14 protein-coding genes are annotated in these 15,405 nt (G+C 64.4%); 4 read left to right on the top strand and 10 right to left on the bottom strand.

The features are described from left to right. From EOA28_RS07600 to EOA28_RS07580, 5 genes are all read right to left on the bottom strand, one after another. The coding region (locus tag EOA28_RS07600; protein ID WP_128314775.1) for an aldo/keto reductase at positions 1–2,009 on the bottom strand (2,009 nt) is incomplete at its 3' end. 54 nt (positions 2,010–2,063) lie between these two features. Further along, positions 2,064–3,149, bottom strand: coding sequence for a sn-glycerol-3-phosphate ABC transporter ATP-binding protein UgpC (ugpC, locus tag EOA28_RS07595; RefSeq protein ID WP_127252912.1), 1,086 nt, complete (start codon positions 3,147–3,149; stop codon positions 2,064–2,066). A 12-nt stretch (positions 3,150–3,161) separates the two neighbouring features. Next, positions 3,162–3,998 carry a carbohydrate ABC transporter permease gene (locus EOA28_RS07590; protein WP_127252913.1) on the bottom strand — a complete coding sequence of 279 codons (837 nt, stop codon included), beginning with the start codon at positions 3,996–3,998 and terminating at the stop codon, positions 3,162–3,164. Beyond that, entirely contained in the window at positions 3,995–4,855 is an 861-nt protein-coding gene (locus EOA28_RS07585; protein ID WP_127252914.1) for a sugar ABC transporter permease, read from the bottom strand. Before EOA28_RS07585 ends, EOA28_RS07590 begins: the two co-directional genes overlap by 4 nt. A 179-nt stretch (positions 4,856–5,034) precedes the next feature. Beyond that, on the bottom strand, positions 5,035–6,303 hold the full coding sequence (locus EOA28_RS07580; RefSeq protein WP_127252915.1) for an ABC transporter substrate-binding protein: 1,269 nt from the start codon (positions 6,301–6,303) through the stop codon (positions 5,035–5,037). Between the two features lie 106 nt (positions 6,304–6,409). On the opposite strand from EOA28_RS07580, the gene EOA28_RS07575 reads away from it, so the two are divergent. After that, on the top strand, positions 6,410–7,279 hold the full coding sequence (locus tag EOA28_RS07575; protein WP_127252916.1) for a helix-turn-helix domain-containing protein: 870 nt from the start codon (positions 6,410–6,412) through the stop codon (positions 7,277–7,279). Positions 7,280–7,298: 19 nt separating this feature from the next. Here the strand turns inward: EOA28_RS07575 and EOA28_RS07570 are convergent, their stop codons facing one another. The 3 genes from EOA28_RS07570 to EOA28_RS07560 all read right to left on the bottom strand — a co-directional run bounded on the left by EOA28_RS07570 (position 7,299) and on the right by EOA28_RS07560 (position 10,417). Beyond that, entirely contained in the window at positions 7,299–8,672 is a 1,374-nt protein-coding gene (locus EOA28_RS07570; RefSeq protein ID WP_127252917.1) for a HAMP domain-containing sensor histidine kinase, read from the bottom strand. Between the two features lie 45 nt (positions 8,673–8,717). Further along, on the bottom strand, positions 8,718–9,395 hold the full coding sequence (locus EOA28_RS07565) for a winged helix-turn-helix domain-containing protein (protein WP_126063578.1): 678 nt from the start codon (positions 9,393–9,395) through the stop codon (positions 8,718–8,720). Positions 9,396–9,631: 236 nt separating this feature from the next. After that, entirely contained in the window at positions 9,632–10,417 is a 786-nt protein-coding gene (locus EOA28_RS07560) for a hypothetical protein (RefSeq protein WP_127252918.1), read from the bottom strand. A 228-nt stretch (positions 10,418–10,645) separates the two neighbouring features. On the opposite strand from EOA28_RS07560, the gene EOA28_RS07555 reads away from it, so the two are divergent. Further along, positions 10,646–11,272, top strand: coding sequence for an isoprenylcysteine carboxylmethyltransferase family protein (locus tag EOA28_RS07555; RefSeq protein ID WP_127252919.1), 627 nt, complete (start codon positions 10,646–10,648; stop codon positions 11,270–11,272). A gap of 268 nt (positions 11,273–11,540) precedes the next feature. On the opposite strand, the gene EOA28_RS07550 is transcribed toward EOA28_RS07555, so the two are convergent. Together EOA28_RS07550 and EOA28_RS07545 are read right to left on the bottom strand one after the other, a co-directional pair. Beyond that, the gene (locus EOA28_RS07550) at positions 11,541–11,750 is read right to left on the bottom strand and encodes a hypothetical protein (RefSeq protein WP_127252920.1); all 210 of its coding nucleotides are present in this window, start codon (positions 11,748–11,750) and stop codon (positions 11,541–11,543) included. Next, positions 11,747–12,502 (bottom strand): COG4280 domain-containing protein, encoded by a 756-nt coding sequence (locus EOA28_RS07545; protein ID WP_127252921.1) that lies wholly within the window; start codon positions 12,500–12,502, stop codon positions 11,747–11,749. The genes EOA28_RS07550 and EOA28_RS07545 overlap by 4 nt, the downstream gene beginning before the upstream one ends. A gap of 239 nt (positions 12,503–12,741) precedes the next feature. Between EOA28_RS07545 and EOA28_RS07540 the strand changes: the two genes are divergently transcribed. After that, positions 12,742–13,761, top strand: a complete 1,020-nt coding sequence (locus EOA28_RS07540; protein WP_127250445.1) for an LLM class flavin-dependent oxidoreductase — start codon at positions 12,742–12,744, stop codon at positions 13,759–13,761. A gap of 618 nt (positions 13,762–14,379) precedes the next feature. Continuing rightward, positions 14,380–15,378 (top strand): substrate-binding domain-containing protein, encoded by a 999-nt coding sequence (locus tag EOA28_RS07530; RefSeq protein ID WP_189341969.1) that lies wholly within the window; start codon positions 14,380–14,382, stop codon positions 15,376–15,378. The last annotated feature ends 27 nt before the right edge of the window (positions 15,379–15,405 follow it).

The following is a 15,405-nucleotide window of genomic DNA, read 5'->3' as shown; positions in this document are numbered from 1 at the left end:
GCCCCCTCGTCCAGCCACGCCACATCCTCCGGCGTCAGCTTGATATCGAGCGCCCTGAGGCTGTCCTCCAGCTCGTCCAGCGTGCGCGGGCCGATCAGCGGGACCGACGGGAAGGGCTGCGCCAGCACGTAGGCCAGCGCGACATGGATCGGGCTTTTGCCGAGTTTTCGGGCCAGCTCGATCGCCCGGTCGCGGCGGGCGAAATTCCTTTCCGAGTACCAGACCCGCACCAGCTCCTCATTGTCAGTCCGGTCGCGGCCGGCGCGGTCGGTGAAGAAGCCGCGGCCCTGGCTCGACCAGGCGAAGTTCGGCATCTGCCGCGCCGTCAGCCAGGCCTTCCACGCATCGGTCGAGGAGGTGACGCAGCCGGCCCAGATCGGCTCCAGCATTTCGGCCAGCGAGAAATTGTTGGAGAGCGCGCCGGGCTTCTGCCTGCCGTTCTTCTCGGCATAGGCAATCGCTTCGTCCATGCGCTCCATCGTCCAGTTGGAGCCGCCGAACAGGCCGCGGATGCGGCCGGCCCTGGCCTCCGCGTCCATCGCGTCGACGAATTCGCCGACCGGCACGTCCGGATTGTCGCGATGCATGAAATAGATGTCGATATGATCGGTCTGCAGCCGGTCGAGCGACTGGGCGAGTTGCTTGCCGATCACATCGGGATAGCAGAGCGGCGAATGCGCACCCTTGGCTATGATGACCGATTTTTCGCGCACGCCGCGATTCTTAAGCCACTGCCCGAGCAGCGTCTCGGTGTAGCCGCCGCCATAGACAAAGCCGGTGTCGAACAGATTGCCGCCGGCCTCGAAATAGGCGTCGAGCAGGATCGAGCCGGAGGAGAAGCTGCGGAAATCCTCGAAGCCGAGCGCCAGAAGCGAGACGGGTTTCGGCAGGCTGGGGAGGACGCGCTTGCCGATGGCCGTGCCGTCGGTACGCAGCGGCCGGCCGGATATGGTGTTGAGGCGCTTAGCCGGCTTTTCGATCTCGTATTCGAGACCGACGGCGGCGCGCCACTTGTCGAGGACGCGCAGCGTGCCGAGGCTGTCGGCCCAGGACATGCCCGGCCAGGCGAATTCCTGCCTGCCTGCCTGGATTGCTTCGCCCGCGGCATCGACCTCGAAGGAGTAGAGGTGACGTGTCTCGTCAAGGCTGATCACCTCGCGAGCTGCCCCGGACCGGATCACCTCGATCCGGCCCGGCCCGACATCGCGGTCGCCGCCGGCGAACCAGAAATCGGGCACCTCGATCCGGCCCTTGGTGCCGAAAATGCGCAGCACATTGTCCTGGTCGAGCGAGATGCTGCAGGAGATTTCGGCGACGATGCCGCCGGCAAAGTGCAGCAAGGCGGAAGCCCATTCATCGACGCCGGATTGGCCGAGATGGGCCGCGCCCAGGACCTTGTCGGGTTCGGCAAAGGGCTGGCCCGTGGCGGCGCCGGCGATCAGCCGCGCCATCGAGACAGGATAGCCGCCGACATCGAGGATGCCGCCGCCGGCGAGGTCGTTGGCATAGAGCCGGTGCTCGGGCATGAAGCCCGGCATGGCGAAACCAAAACTCGACTTGATCATGCGCACTTCGCCGATGGCGCCCGACTTGATCAGCTCGACCAGCTGGCGTGTCTGCGGGTGCAGCCGGTACATGAAGGCTTCGCCCAGGAAGGTGCCGGCCTTGCGCGCGGCGTGCATCATGGCGTCGGCTTCGAAAGCGGTGAGCGCCAGCGGCTTCTCGCACAACACATGCTTGCCGGCCTCGGCCGCCTTGATCGCCCATTCGGCGTGGCCGGGATGCGGAATCGAAATGTAGACGGCGTCGACCTGGCTGTCTGCGAGCAGCGCGTCATAGCCGTCGAGGATGCGCGCGCCCGGAAAGACTTGCGCCAGGCCTGGCTTGGCAGGGTTGCGGGCGCCGAGCGCCTCAAGCGTGCCGGTGCGCGATCCTTTCACGCCGCCGGCAAAAGACTTGGCGATGCTGCCGGGCCCGAGGATGCCCCAGCGGATTTTTCCAGATGTCATGTCGAATTCTCCATGGGTCGCCGCCACGCCTTGGGGATCGGGCGGAAAAGAAAGTCAGCGAATCCTCGCGCCTGATTTGTCGAAAAGCAGCGAACGCTCGGCCTTGATCGAAACGGTGAAATGATCGCCGCCGGCGCGCTGGCGCGAGGCCTCGCGCTTGACGATCAGCTCCTCGGGCCCCGCGTTGGCGTAGACATAGCTCACGGAACCAAGATGCTCGGCGACGTCGGCCTTGACCGGAATGTCGCAATCGCCCTCGCCGGCCTCGAAGAAATGCTCCGGCCTGACGCCGAGCACAATTTCGGCGCCGATGGCGGGAAAAGCCTCGCGGAGCGGCTTGCGCAATCGTGCGCCGCCATGATTGACCAACTCGATGATCGCGGCGCTGTTCGACGTATCGACGACTTTGGCGCTGAGGAAATTCATCTTCGGCGAGCCGATGAAGCCGGCTACGAATCGGTTGGCTGGATCGTCATAGAGGTCGAGCGGCGCGCCGATCTGCTCGACATCGCCGGCCTTCAGCACGACGATGCGATCGGCCAGCGTCATCGCCTCGGTCTGGTCGTGCGTCACATAGATCATGGTGACGCCGAGCTCCTTGTGCAGGCGCGAGATCTCGACCCGCATCTGCACCCTGAGCTCGGCGTCGAGATTGGACAGCGGCTCGTCGAAGAGAAAAACCTGCGGCTCGCGCACGATGGCGCGGCCGATGGCGACGCGCTGGCGCTGGCCGCCGGAGAGCTGCTTCGGCCGGCGCTGCATCAATTCGTCGATGCGCAGGATCTCGGCGGCGCGTTTCACGCGGCGATCGGTGTCGGCCTTCGGGTTGCCGTTCATGCGGAGACCGAAGGAGAGGTTCTGCTCGACCGTCATATGCGGGTAGAGCGCGTAGGATTGGAACACCATGGCGATGCCGCGGTCGGCCGCCTCGACATCGTTCATCACCTTGCCGCCGATGGCGATGTCGCCGCCGCTGATATCCTCCAGCCCGGCGATCATTCGGAGCAAAGTGGACTTGCCGCAGCCGGACGGGCCGACGAAGACGACGAACTCCCCGTCGGCGATATCGATGTTGGCGCCGTGGACGACCTCGAAGGAGCCGAAGCGTTTTATGACATTGGTAAGGGTGACGGCGGCCATCGCGCTTCTTTCCTATTTGACCGCGCCGGCGGCGATGCCGGCGATGAAATGACGCTGCAACAGCACGAAGACGATGAGCATCGGAACCGTCAGCATCACGGCGCCGGCCATGATGCCGCCCCAGGAAACCTTGGTCAGGCCGATCAGCGTGCCGAGCGCCACCGGCGCCGTCATCGCGCCGGGCTGGCTGTTGATCAGCAGCGGCCAGAGATAATTGTTCCACGAGGCGAGGAAGAGGATGATCGCAAGCGCCGCCAGCATCGGGCGGGCCAAAGGCAGCGCCACGAACAGGAAGATGCGCCATTCCTTGACGCCTTCCACCCGCGCGGCGTCGAACAGTTCGGCGGGCATCATCGAGAAAGCCTGGCGCATGAAGAGCACGCCGAGTGAATTGAACAGCGGCGGCACGATCAGCGCGATCCAGGTGTTGGCCAAAGCGAAGTCGCGCGCCACCATGATGAATTGCGGGATGAGCACCACCGCGTAGGGAAGCGTGATGGTTCCGAAGATGATCGCCACCACCGCGCCCTTGCCGTGGAACTCGTACCGCGCCAGCGCCCAGCCGGCCATCGAGGTGAGCAGCACCGAAAGCACGGTGTAGGTCACAGCCACCGAGACCGAGATGCCGATGGCGCCGACGAAATTGGTGTCGCGCTGCAGATTGTTGAAATTGTCGATGAAGCCGTCATGCGGCAGAAGCTCGATGCCGGGGCTGAAGATGCCGTTGTCGGGCATGGTGGAGAACACCACCATCATCCACAGCGGGAACAGCCAGATCAGCGCCAGCGGCGTCAGGAAGAGATGCAGCAGGATGCTGCGGCCGAGCCTTGCCTGCGAGCGAGAGGTCATTTCGGCTCCCTCATCAGCCAGAGCTGCACCAAAGTGATGGCGATGGCGAGGCCCGCCATGGTGTAGGCGACGGCCGAGGCGTAGCCGAAATTGAGCGAGCGAAAGCCCTGGCGGTAGAGCAGCAGGCCGAGCGTCTCGGTCCCACCGCCGGGGCCGCCGCGTTCGGTGATCAGAAACGGCTCGGTGAAGAGCTGCATGGTGCCGATGATCGACAGCACGGCGCAAAAGACGATGACGGGCTTCAACAGCGGCAAGGTTATGTGGAAGAACTGCTTCACCTTGCTGACGCGGTCGAGCGTCGCCGCCTCGTAGACGTCCTCCGGAATGGACTGCAGGCCGGCGAGGATGATGATGGCGTTGTAGCCGGCCCAGCGCCAGGTCACGGCGATCATGATCAACGCCATGGCCGGCGTGACGTTGGAGAACCAATCGACCTTGGGCAGGCCGACGCTGTTGAGCAGCTTGTTGACGATGCCGAAATCGAGGCTGAACATCAGGCGAAAGGCGGCCGAATAGGCGACCTCGCCGACCACGACCGGGGCGAAGAAGGCGAAGCGATAGAGGCCTCGCGCCTTCAAGAGCGGCGAATTCAGAAGCACCGCCATGACGATCGCCAGCGCAATCATCACCGGCACCTGGATGACCAGGATCAGCAGTGTGTTCTTCAGCGCATTGTAGAAGGCGGGGTCGCCGATCAGGCGGCCCCAGTTGAAGGCCGGCGCGAAACGCCACGGCACGGTCCGCGTCGCCTGGAAGGAGATCAGGAAGGACGAGATGATCGGCCAGATCCAGAAGACGGCGAAGATCAAGAGGTAAGGCGTGAGGAAGCGGTACGCGGTGGCGTTCTGAGTGCGCATCGGCTTCCTCCTTTCTTTGTGTTTTCCTTCTCCCCTTGTGGGAGAAGGTGGCCGCGCAGCGGCCGGATGAAGGGTGTTCCAGCGGAGCGAGACGTTGGCATTCCCTGGAGCACCCCTCATCCGTCTTGGCGCTGCGCGCCAAGCCACCTTCCCCCACAAGGGTGGAAGGCAAGGCGCGCTTACTTCACCGGCAGGCCCGTCGCCGCGGCGATCTGCTTGGCGGCGTCGTCGAGCGCGGCCTTGGCGTCGGGATAGCCGTTGGCCAGATATTTGGTCTGCACGGCGCGGACGATTATCTCGGCGTCGCTCTGGAACTGGGTGCCGCGGCTCGGCACCACCTTGGGCAGCGTGGAGAGGATATCCTTCCAGACCGGCTGGCCGCCCCAATATTCCTGGCCCTGCGCGGCGTAGGGATCGTCGAGGGCAGAGACCAGCGACGGCACCAGGCCGAAATCCTTCAGCATGGTGATCTGGCCGTCGTTGGTCCCCAGCGTGTATTTCAGATAGGCGTAGGCCGCTTCCTTGTTCTTCGAGGCCGATGTGATGGCCAGCGACGAGCCGCCGAGATTGGCGGCGCGCGGGCCGTCGGCGGTCAGGCTCGGCATCAGATAGACGCCCCATTTGCCGCTTTCCTTCGGCGATTCGGTGCGGATCGTGCCTTCATACCAGCCGCCATAGACCTGGGTGGCGACGGTGCCGGCGGTGTTATTGGTGATCTTGGTCGACCAGTCGGCCGACGACACGATGCCGGCGTCCTTCATCTCCTTGACCTTGGTCATGGCGTCGACGCATTTCGGCTCGGCCACGGTGATCGACTGGCCGTCCTCGGCGAAATAGGCGCAGCCCTGCTCGTTGGAGATCATGCGGAAAAATTCGGTGTCGCCGTTGAAATCGGCATTGGTCATCGACACGCCGGGATTGGCGGCCTGGATCTTCTTGCCGGCGGCGATGAAATCGTCCCAGGTCTTGATCGAGGCCGGATCGACGCCTGCCTTCTCGTAGAAGTCGCGGCGGTAGAAGACGGCGACCGGGCCGGAATCCCATGGCATGGCATAGGCCTTGTCGCCGACCTCGAGCTCGGTGCGCTTGAAATCGGGGAATTTCTTCTGGTCTTCGGCGGTGTAGCCCAGCGTGTGCAGGTCGACGAAGCAGTCCGGGAACTGGCTCCAGTAGTTCTCGGCCTCGCCGTTCTCGATCGTGACGATGTCGGGCAGTCCGACGCCGCCGGCGGCGCAGCCGGCGATCGACTTGTCATAGGTCGGCTGGTTGCCGAGGTCCTGAACCGTGACCTTGATGTCGGGATATTTCTTGTTGAAGCCCTCGACCGTCGACTTCAGCGACGAAGCGGCGATGTTCCAGCTCCAGATGGTGATCTCGCCGGACTGCGCCAGCGCCGGGCCTGAACCCAGGGCAAGCAACAGCGCGGCGCAGGTCAGTGTCGTGCGCATTGAAATCCTCCCATTTCATTTGCTCTCTCGCTGTGAGCGTGGCTAGACTATGCGGCGCGGAAGGCTTGTCCCCGACAGAGGGAATAAGAAGTTGGCGGAAAGTAAGATGCCAGAGCGTCCGTTCTACCAGCCTGGCGCGAGCAGCGTCGAAGGCCTGCCGCTGGCCTTGCAGATGTTCCACAATCATCCGCTGGTGATGCTGAAGCCGCATTGGCACGCCCAGGTCGAGGTGAACTTCATCGTGCAGGGCAGCGTGCACTACCGCATGGCCGAGCATGAGATCGCGCTGTCGGCCGGCGAGATGTGCCTGTTCTGGGGCGGCCTGCCGCACCAGATGGACGATCTGACCGACGACGCTGTCTATGCCGGCGCGCATCTGCCGCTGGTGCATTTCTTCAGGCTGCATCTGCCGGCCGATGTCCGCCACCGGCTGATGACCGGCGCGACGCTGGTGACGAATGCCACCGATCAATCCGACAATGACAATTTCAAGCGCTGGAACGATTATGCGCGCTCGGGCGATCCGGCCAGGACAGAGCATGCCGTCAACGAGCTGCTGCTTCGGCTAGAGCGGGTGCGTTTCGAGCCCTACCGGCTGGTGCCCGGAACCGCCGCCGGGCATGGCGCGGGCAGCCCCTTCGACCAGCAGTCCTCACGCAATGTCGGGCGCATGTGCGATTTCATCGCCGAGAATTTTCTCTACGATATCGACTGCGTGAACATCGCTTGCGCCGCCGATATCCATCCCAAATACGCCATGAGCCTGTTCAAGAAATCGACCGGCATGACGCTCAACGAATATGTCAGTCTCTTGCGGCTGAGCTATGCGCAGGCACTTCTGATGCATGAGGACGCCAATGTGCTGAAGGTCGCGATGGACTCCGGCTTCGGCTCGCTCAGCGCCTTCAACAAATCGTTCCGCAAGCTTGCCGGCATGTCGCCGTCCGATTTCCGCCGGGCGGGCGCCGCGCGGTGACCGCCAAAGCGGATCCGGATCAGGCGGCTTTCACCGCCGGGAAGCTGACCGTGACGCCGAGACCCGGTTTGCAATCCTCCAGCGTTATCGCGGCGCCATGCAAGTCGGCCACAGCCTTGGCAAGGCTGAGACCCAGGCCGCTGCCCGGCGTCGTGCGGCTCGCATCCAGGCGGTAGAGCCGCCGGAACACCTTTTCACGCTCCTCGGCGGGAATGCCCGGGCCATTGTCGCGGACATGGATGAGCACGTGACTGCCATCCCTGGTCACCGAAAGCCCGATCGCCGTGCCCGGCGGGCAATGCCGGAGCGCGTTCTCGACAAGATTGGCGAGCATCTGCATCAGCAGGTCCCGGTCGCCGTGAACGTACCATTTCGTATCCGGAAGGATGGTCGTCGACAGCGACTTGCCGTCGTCGTCCGCGACATCGGCATAAACCTCGCCGATGGTCTCGACGATCGGCCCGACATCGAGATCGACGAAACGCGCCTTGCGGGCGCCGGCCTCGATCTGGGCGATGCGCAGCAGCGCGTCGAATGTGCTGTTGATCTGCTGGCTCTCGGCGCGGGCGTCGGTCAGCTCGGCCGAGACATCCTCGCCCGATGCCGTCTTGTCGGCGGCCTGCTCCAGGATCATCTGCAGCCGGTTGAGCGGCGTCTTGAGGTCATGGGCGATGTTGGCGCTCACCTCGCGCATGCCGTCGACCAGCGCCGACAGGCGCTCTAGCGCGGCATTCACCTGAGCAGAGACGGCGTCGATGTCGTCGCCGCTGCCGATCAGCGGAATGCGCGCGTCGAGCCGCCCATGCGAGACGTCGACCATGGTGCTGGCGATGCCATCGAGGCGCCGCTGGACACGCGAGGCGAGCACGGCGCCGCCGCCGATCGCCAGAACGGTGATGACGAGCGTAGCCCAGCCGAAGCTCATCAGCACGATCCTTTCGAGATCCTCGGTTTCCGAAAGCGAGAAGGCGACGGTCAAATTGTTGTCGCCGACCGTGCCCGAATAGGCGCGGTATTCGGTACCTGGCGGCACGCCCGGCAAGTCGGCTGCGAACATGGAAAACCCATCCGGCAGGCCGGAGGCGGTGAAATCGCCGGCGAGGCGGTTGCCGGCCTTATCGGTGAGGGAAAAGATCTGGTCCTTGTCCTGGCTGAACTGGGCATGGTCCCTGACGGTGGAGACGAGATCCTCCTCGTCGCTCTCGGCATGGGTCGCGGCGATCAGCGAGTAGGTCTCCTTGATCGACTGATCGAGCTGCCTGGCGAGCGAGGCACTCATCAGTTGATAGACGACCGCGCCGGACAGGATGAAGGCAAGCAGGAACAGGAAAGCGAAGGTCAGCGCCAGCCTGAACGGCGTGCTGCGCAGCAGGCTGGAGCGCCTATCGCTCATGCGCGCGCGAAGGCGCTTGGTCGCCCGGCAATCGCGGATGCGGGATCAGGCCGGAACATGCAGGCTGTAGCCGGTGTTGCGCACCGTATGGATCAGCGGCACGTCGAAGGGCCTGTCGACCTTGGCCCTCAGCCGGCTGATATGCGTCTCGACGACGCTGGTCTTGGGATCGAAGTGAAAATCCCAGACGCGCTCCAGCAGCATGGTGCGGGTGATGACGCGCCCCTCGCCGCGCATCAGCACCTCAAGCAGGCTGAACTCGCGCGGCTGCAGGTCGATCGGCTGACCCTGTCTGGTCACGCGGCGCTGGATCAGGTCCATTTCGAGGTCGGCGACTCGCAGCGCCGTCTTCTGCTCCTGCGCCGCCGGCCGGCGGCCAAGCGCATGAATGCGGGCAAGCAGCTCCGAAAAGGCGAAGGGCTTGACCAGATAGTCGTCGCCGCCCGCCTCCAGGCCCTCGACGCGGTCGTCGACGCCGCCGATCGAGGTGAGGAAGATAGCCGGCGTATGGATGCCGGCGGCGCGCACGGCCTTGATCATCGACAGGCCGTCGAGGCCGGGAACCATGCGGTCGGCGACGATCACGTCATAGGCGTTGCGGGTCGCGGCGAAGAGGCCGTCATGGCCGTCGCGCAAAAGATCGCAGACATGGCCGGCCTCGGTCAGCCCGCGGACGATATAGTCGGCGGTTCTCGGATCGTCCTCAACAAGCAGAAGTCGCATCGCCCCGTGCTGTCCTTGCCGCAACCTCGCCGGCATGGCGGCGCCGGCCGGCTCTTTCCTGGCTGGTTCTCCAGGATAGGATGCCGAAACGCGTGAAGCGGCTCTCGGGCGGCATCATGCCCCATCTCGTCGTCTCGGCGCAATTCCGGACGGATTGCACCAACCATCTGCTTTACGCATTCGGGGACCGAAGACCGCTACACATTTTTGCGAGACGGCTGGTTCAGGGATCGCGCTCAGTCGAGCAGGGCCTGCTCGTCCTCGTCGATCAGGCTCTTCAGCGTCATATAAAGAACGATGACCACGATAGAGCCGAGGAAGGTCAGGCTGGTGAAAGTGGTGCCGAAGCCCATGCCGCCATATTCGACCGGCCGCGCCAGCAGGTCGCCGAAGGAGGCGCCGAACGGTCGGGTCAGGATATAGGCGAGCCAGAAGGCGAGGATGGCATTCAGGCCGAGGACGAAATAGCCAAAGGCGATCGCCGCGATGACGCCGCCAAAGATAAGGCCAGTGGCGAGATAGCCAAGGTCGAAGCGCTCGGCGACCAGATCGCCGGCGGCGGTGCCCAGCGAGAAGGTGAACAGGATCGCCAGCCAGTAGAAGATCTCGCGCCGGGTGGTGAAGACGGTGTGGATCGACAGGGTCTTCTCACTGGCGTACCAGGCGATGAAGGTCAGGGCGAGGGCGACCGAGAAGATGATGGTCGTCGTCTCCAGCCGCACGCCGAAATTGTCGACGAGGTTGTCGGTGACCAGGGTGCCGACGACGCTGGTCAGGACGACCGCCAGCCAGTAGGCCCAGGGCACGTAACGCTTCTGCGCGAATTGCAGGACAAGCGCGACAATGAGAATGCCGCTCATGATCAGCGATGTGACGGTAAGGCCGAGACCGAGATTGACGGCGAGATAGTCCGCCGCCGTCTCGCCCATGGTCACCGCCATGATCTTGATCAGCCAGAAATCGAGGGTGACGTCCGGGGCCCTGTTCAGTTCGGACCCGTATTCGTTGGCTGTCATGGTCATGGCGATGGCGTCATCCTGTAAGGGCCGGTCGTCGGTGCTCTGTTCAAGCCGACAATCCAAGCCGACAACTCGGGGCCGTCAGGCTAGGCGGGTAAATTCACCGCGGCCTGTCCGCATCCTTACAAATTCGTAAGGTCGGCCAAAAACATTCGCCGGGTCTCATCATCGCCAGGGGGAAGGGTTAGAGAAAGCCCGGCGTCCGTCTCGGCGCCGCAGCGGTGAGAAAGAATGGCCTCCCTCAAAGCGGCGCCGAAAGCGTTCGACCAGCACAAGCGCCTGATCTTCGTACAGGTGGCAGCCGTGCTTGCCGTCATCCTGCTTCTTTTCAGCAGACCGGCGCTGGCCGAAGGATCGAACGGACATGAAGCGCTGGAGACGATCGGCTTCGCGATGGTGCTGGCCTGCTTCCTTGGCCGTCTATGGAGCATCCTTTTCGTCGGCGGCAGGAAGAATGACGAGCTGATCGTGTCCGGCCCGTTCTCGATGACCCGGAACCCGCTCTATTTCTTCTCGACCGTCGGCGCGGTCGGTATCGGACTGATGTTCGGCTCGGTGCTGGCGGCCGCGATGCTCGGCCTGGCAAGCTTGCTCATCTTCCGGTTCACCGCGCGCAAGGAGGCCGCGTATCTCGCCGGCAAGTTCGGCGCGGCTTACGCGGCCTATGCCGAACGCACGCCGTCCTTCTGGCCGAATCCGATGCTTTATCGCGACGAGGCGCAGTGGCTGTTTTCGACGGGCGCGCTGAGGAACACGTTCCGCGACGGGCTCTATTTCATGGCTCTGTTTCCGGTGATCGAGGCGGTCGAGTTTGTCCGCCTCAGCGGTCACCTGCCGACGCTTTTCACTGTTTATTAGTTCCCGGGACGGAACGACCGGCGGCTATGTTTGCTTGGCAGGCGACATAGGTTGGAGATTGGCCGAAGCGCCCATCGCGATCCATGCCGTGACGTCGAGGCGTTGCCACGCTGCAGAATTCTGCGCCGCTTCGTTCCCCGGCAAAGGTCACGGAATGGATCCTCGGGTCTGCGCTCCGCTTCGCGTCGCTCCGCCCGTGGATGACGAGGTTGGGAGGCTTGCGCCAATCCCCACCGTTTGCGCTGATTTGCCAGACTACAAACGCCCCTCAGCGCGCCTTGTCGCGCGCGGCGCGGCGCGTGCTCTCCAGGAGAATCGCCAGGCAGCCGGCGAGAAGCAGGAAGCCGCCGATGAGCGGCGGCAGCCCCAGGACTTTCACCGCGGCGGTGACGAGCGCGATCAGGATCAGCGCCAGCAGAGCCAGATTGCCGTCGTCGACGAACATGCCGACGACTTCCTTGAAGACAAGACGGATCATCGGGCGACTCCCTTGGCGGGCGCCGGATAGGCGCCGCGCAGCCAGCGCATGATGGCGAAGGATGCGGCGGCGATGACGGTAAAGATGGCGAGCAGAGCGAGGTCGGCGCCCGGCCAGTCCGCGCCAAGGCCTTCGCCGGTCCAGAACACGCCGAAGCTGGTCAGCATCAGCCCGACGACGAATTTCAGCGAATTTTCCGGCACGCGCGCCAGGGGCCGGTGCACGGCAAGGCCGATCAGCATCACCAGCACGAAGGCCGCCAGCGCGCCAAGGCCGGCATAAAGCGTCTGGCCATGTGCGGCGCCGACGGCAATGACGATGAACACCACCTCGACGCCCTCGAGCAGCACCGCCTTGAACGACGCGACGGCGGCCAGATAGTCGGCCCGGCGGTCGCCGGCCTGCCGGCGCAGCACCTCCGTCTCCTTGGAAAAGGCCTGTTCCTCGTCATGCAGCGCGATCACGCCGACGCTGCGCAGGATCGCCTTTCGCAGCCAGCGCATGCCGAACAGGATCAGGAGCACGCCGACCGTCAATTGCAGGACGTCGATGGGGACGAGCGCCAGCAGCGGCCCGAAAATGAGCACCAGCGCCGCAAGCAGGGCGAGCGCCAGGGCAGCGCCGGAGAGCGCTGGGCGCCAGCTGCGCGTCACCCCAACGGCGAGCACGATGGTGAAGGCTTCGACGACCTCGACGAAGGACGCCAGGAAAGAGGCCGTCACGGTGGAAAGTATCGGTGTCAGGCCATGCATCAAAGGCTTCGTCCAGGAATCACGATCGGCGGGAACGATACAGCGCTCCGGCAGCGGCGAGAATGCGGAGATGAGCTTATCTGGTTCCGCATGGTGCGAGGGGTGCGGAGCATTTCGAGGAACTCATTGACGGTCTGTATCCGTTCGGTGTCCGTTGTATCGCGGCGCTGCCCTGGCTATCTGCGGGAGCAACAAGGCATTTGAGCGGCCGATGTGCCGCCCCAGCAGGAACGGAGCACATGAAGAAGATCGGATTTCTGTCGTTCGGGCATTGGTCGCCCTCGCCGCAATCGGGCACGCGCTCGGGCGCCGACGCGCTGCTGCAGTCGATCGACCTCGCGGTCGCGGCCGAGGAGCTCGGCGCCGATGGCGCCTATTTTCGCGTCCACCATTTTGCCCGGCAGCTCGCCTCGCCGTTTCCGCTGCTGGCCGCGGCGGGCGCGAAGACCAAGCGGATCGAGCTCGGCACCGCCGTCATCGACATGCGCTACGAGAATCCGCTTTACATGGCCGAGGATGCGGGCGCCGCGGACCTCATCGCCGGCGGGCGCTTGCAGCTCGGAATCAGCCGCGGCTCGCCCGAGCAGGTGATCGATGGCTGGCGCTATTTCGGCTACGTGCCGCAAGAGGGCAAGAGCGACGCCGACATGGCGCGGAACCACGCCGAAATCTTCCTCGACCTGTTGCGCGGAGAAGGTTTTGCCCAGCCCAACCCGCGGCCGATGTTCCCCAACCCGCCCGGCCTGCTCAGGCTTGAACCCTTCTCGGCTGGCCTGCGCGATCGCATCTGGTGGGGCGCGGCCACCGACGCCACCGCCGTATGGGCAGCCAAGCTCGGCATGAACCTGCAGAGCTCGACGCTGAAATTCGACGAGAGCGGCGAGCCGCTGCATGTCCAGCAGGCCAAGCAGATAAGGGCCTATCGCGCCGCCTGGAAGGAAGCCGGCCACACGCGGGAGCCGCGCGTCTCGGTCAGCCGCAGCATCTTCGCGCTCGTCAACGACATGGACCGCGCCTATTTCGGCGGCAGCGAGGGCCAGGACCACTTTGGCTATATCGAGCCGGAGAAGCGCGCCGTGTTCGGCCGCTCCTATGCCGCCGAACCGGACAGGCTGGTCGAACAGCTCAAGGAGGACGAGGCGATCGCCGAGGCCGACACGCTGCTGCTCACCGTGCCCAATCAGCTCGGAGTGGATTACAACGCCCATGTCATCGAGTCGATCCTGAAGCACGTCGCGCCGGCACTCGGCTGGCGGTGAAGGCGGTTGGGCGGTGGTATCATGCCGGCGATGATGATCAACATTTGACTCTATGACAGGCCTGCGGGCGCCAAACCGCCGGCGTTAGCGCCACCCCTCATCCCCTGCCGGGAACTTCTCCCCGTATAGTGACGGGGAGAAGGCGCTGGCCGCGGCCTGGGTGCTTGTTCTGCAGCGCTGGCGATTGGCGAAACCGTTCGCGGCAGCGTCTTTCTCCCTGTCACTATACGGGGAGAAATGTCCGGCAGGACAATGAGAGGCGGCGCCGGCCTCTCAGGCACAGGCGCAGGCAGCACTTCAAATGGTGCCCTCGGCAGCTGCTTCCCGATATTGACACTCGCCAAAACTGCGGCTTCCTTATGCGTAATCGGTTGCGTAACCGATTGCGGAGTGAACGGAAGGCTCGGGCATCGGCTGTGGCGGTTTGGCGTCAACGACAATTACCTTGTCGTCGTGCCTGCCGTCATCCTAGACGCGTACCGAGTAAGTGCAGAAGATCCGCCTGATCGATTCCAGTAGGGTGCGTAGCGGTTTTCAGTCCGGGAATTGCGCAGGAAGATGGAGCGGGTTAGCGATTCCACGCTAAAGCGCTCTCGGAAGCTACCGGGACCAGGGCCCATGACGACCATTGCCGATGTTGCGCGTCACGCGGGGGTGTCCGTCGCAACGGTCTCGCATGTGATGAACCATACCCGCCATGTCGAGCCGGAAACGGCCGAGCGCGTGCGCGCCGCGATCACGGCGCTGCGCTACAGCCCGAACTCGGTGGCGCGGAGTCTGCGGCGCGGCGAGACCAAGACCATCGGCCTGCTGCTGCCCGACAATTCCAACCCGTTCTTCGCCAGCGTCGCTCGGCAGATCGAGGATGCCGGCTTCCTCTCCGGCTACACGGTTATCCTGTGCAACTCCGACGGCAACGCCGCAAAGGAGGAGCGCTACCTCTCGGTGCTGATGGCCAAGCAGATCGACGGGCTGATCTTCGCCGGCTCGTCCGATCATGCGCGGGTGTTCGCCCGCCTGCTGCCCAGCATGCCGGCGGTGCTGCTCGACCGCGAGATCCAGTCGGTCAATGTCGATTCGGTGCTGGTCGACCATGACCATGGCGGCTATCTCGCCGGCAAACATCTGGCCGGACTCGGGCATGAAAAGCTCGGTGTCATCGGCGGCCCGCGCGATTCCAGTTCCAGCCCGGCCCGCCTGCGCGGTTTCGCGCGCGCGCTCGAAGAGGCGGGCCTCGAGCTGCCGGCCTCGTCGATCGTCGATTCCGACTATCATTTCGCCGGCGGGCGCCTGGCGATGGAGCAGCTGATGGCGCAGGCGCCGGGCATCACGGCGGTGTTCGCCTGCAACGACCTGATGGCGATGGGCGCGGTCACGGCGCTGCGCTCGCGCGGCTTGCGGGTTCCCGACGACATCTCGATGGTCGGGTTCGACGACATCCCCTATGCCGTCACCACTTGGCCGCCGCTGACGACAATCGCGCAGCCGGTCGAAAAGATCGGTACGCGTGCGGTGAGCCTGCTGCTCGAGAGGCTGGCCGAGCCGGAAGCGCCGTCAAGGCGCGAGGTGCTGGCGCCGGTGCTGGTCGAGCGGGAGAGCTGCGCGGCGCGGGGGTAGCACGTTATCTCCCCCCTTGAGGGGGAG

Origin of the sequence: Mesorhizobium sp. M2A.F.Ca.ET.067.02.1.1 (assembly GCF_004023285.1) — a bacterium.
GTDB lineage: Bacteria > Pseudomonadota > Alphaproteobacteria > Rhizobiales > Rhizobiaceae > Mesorhizobium.
The sequence above is the reverse complement of the archived record's forward strand: the minus strand, read 5'-3'. Positions and strand labels throughout refer to the sequence as shown.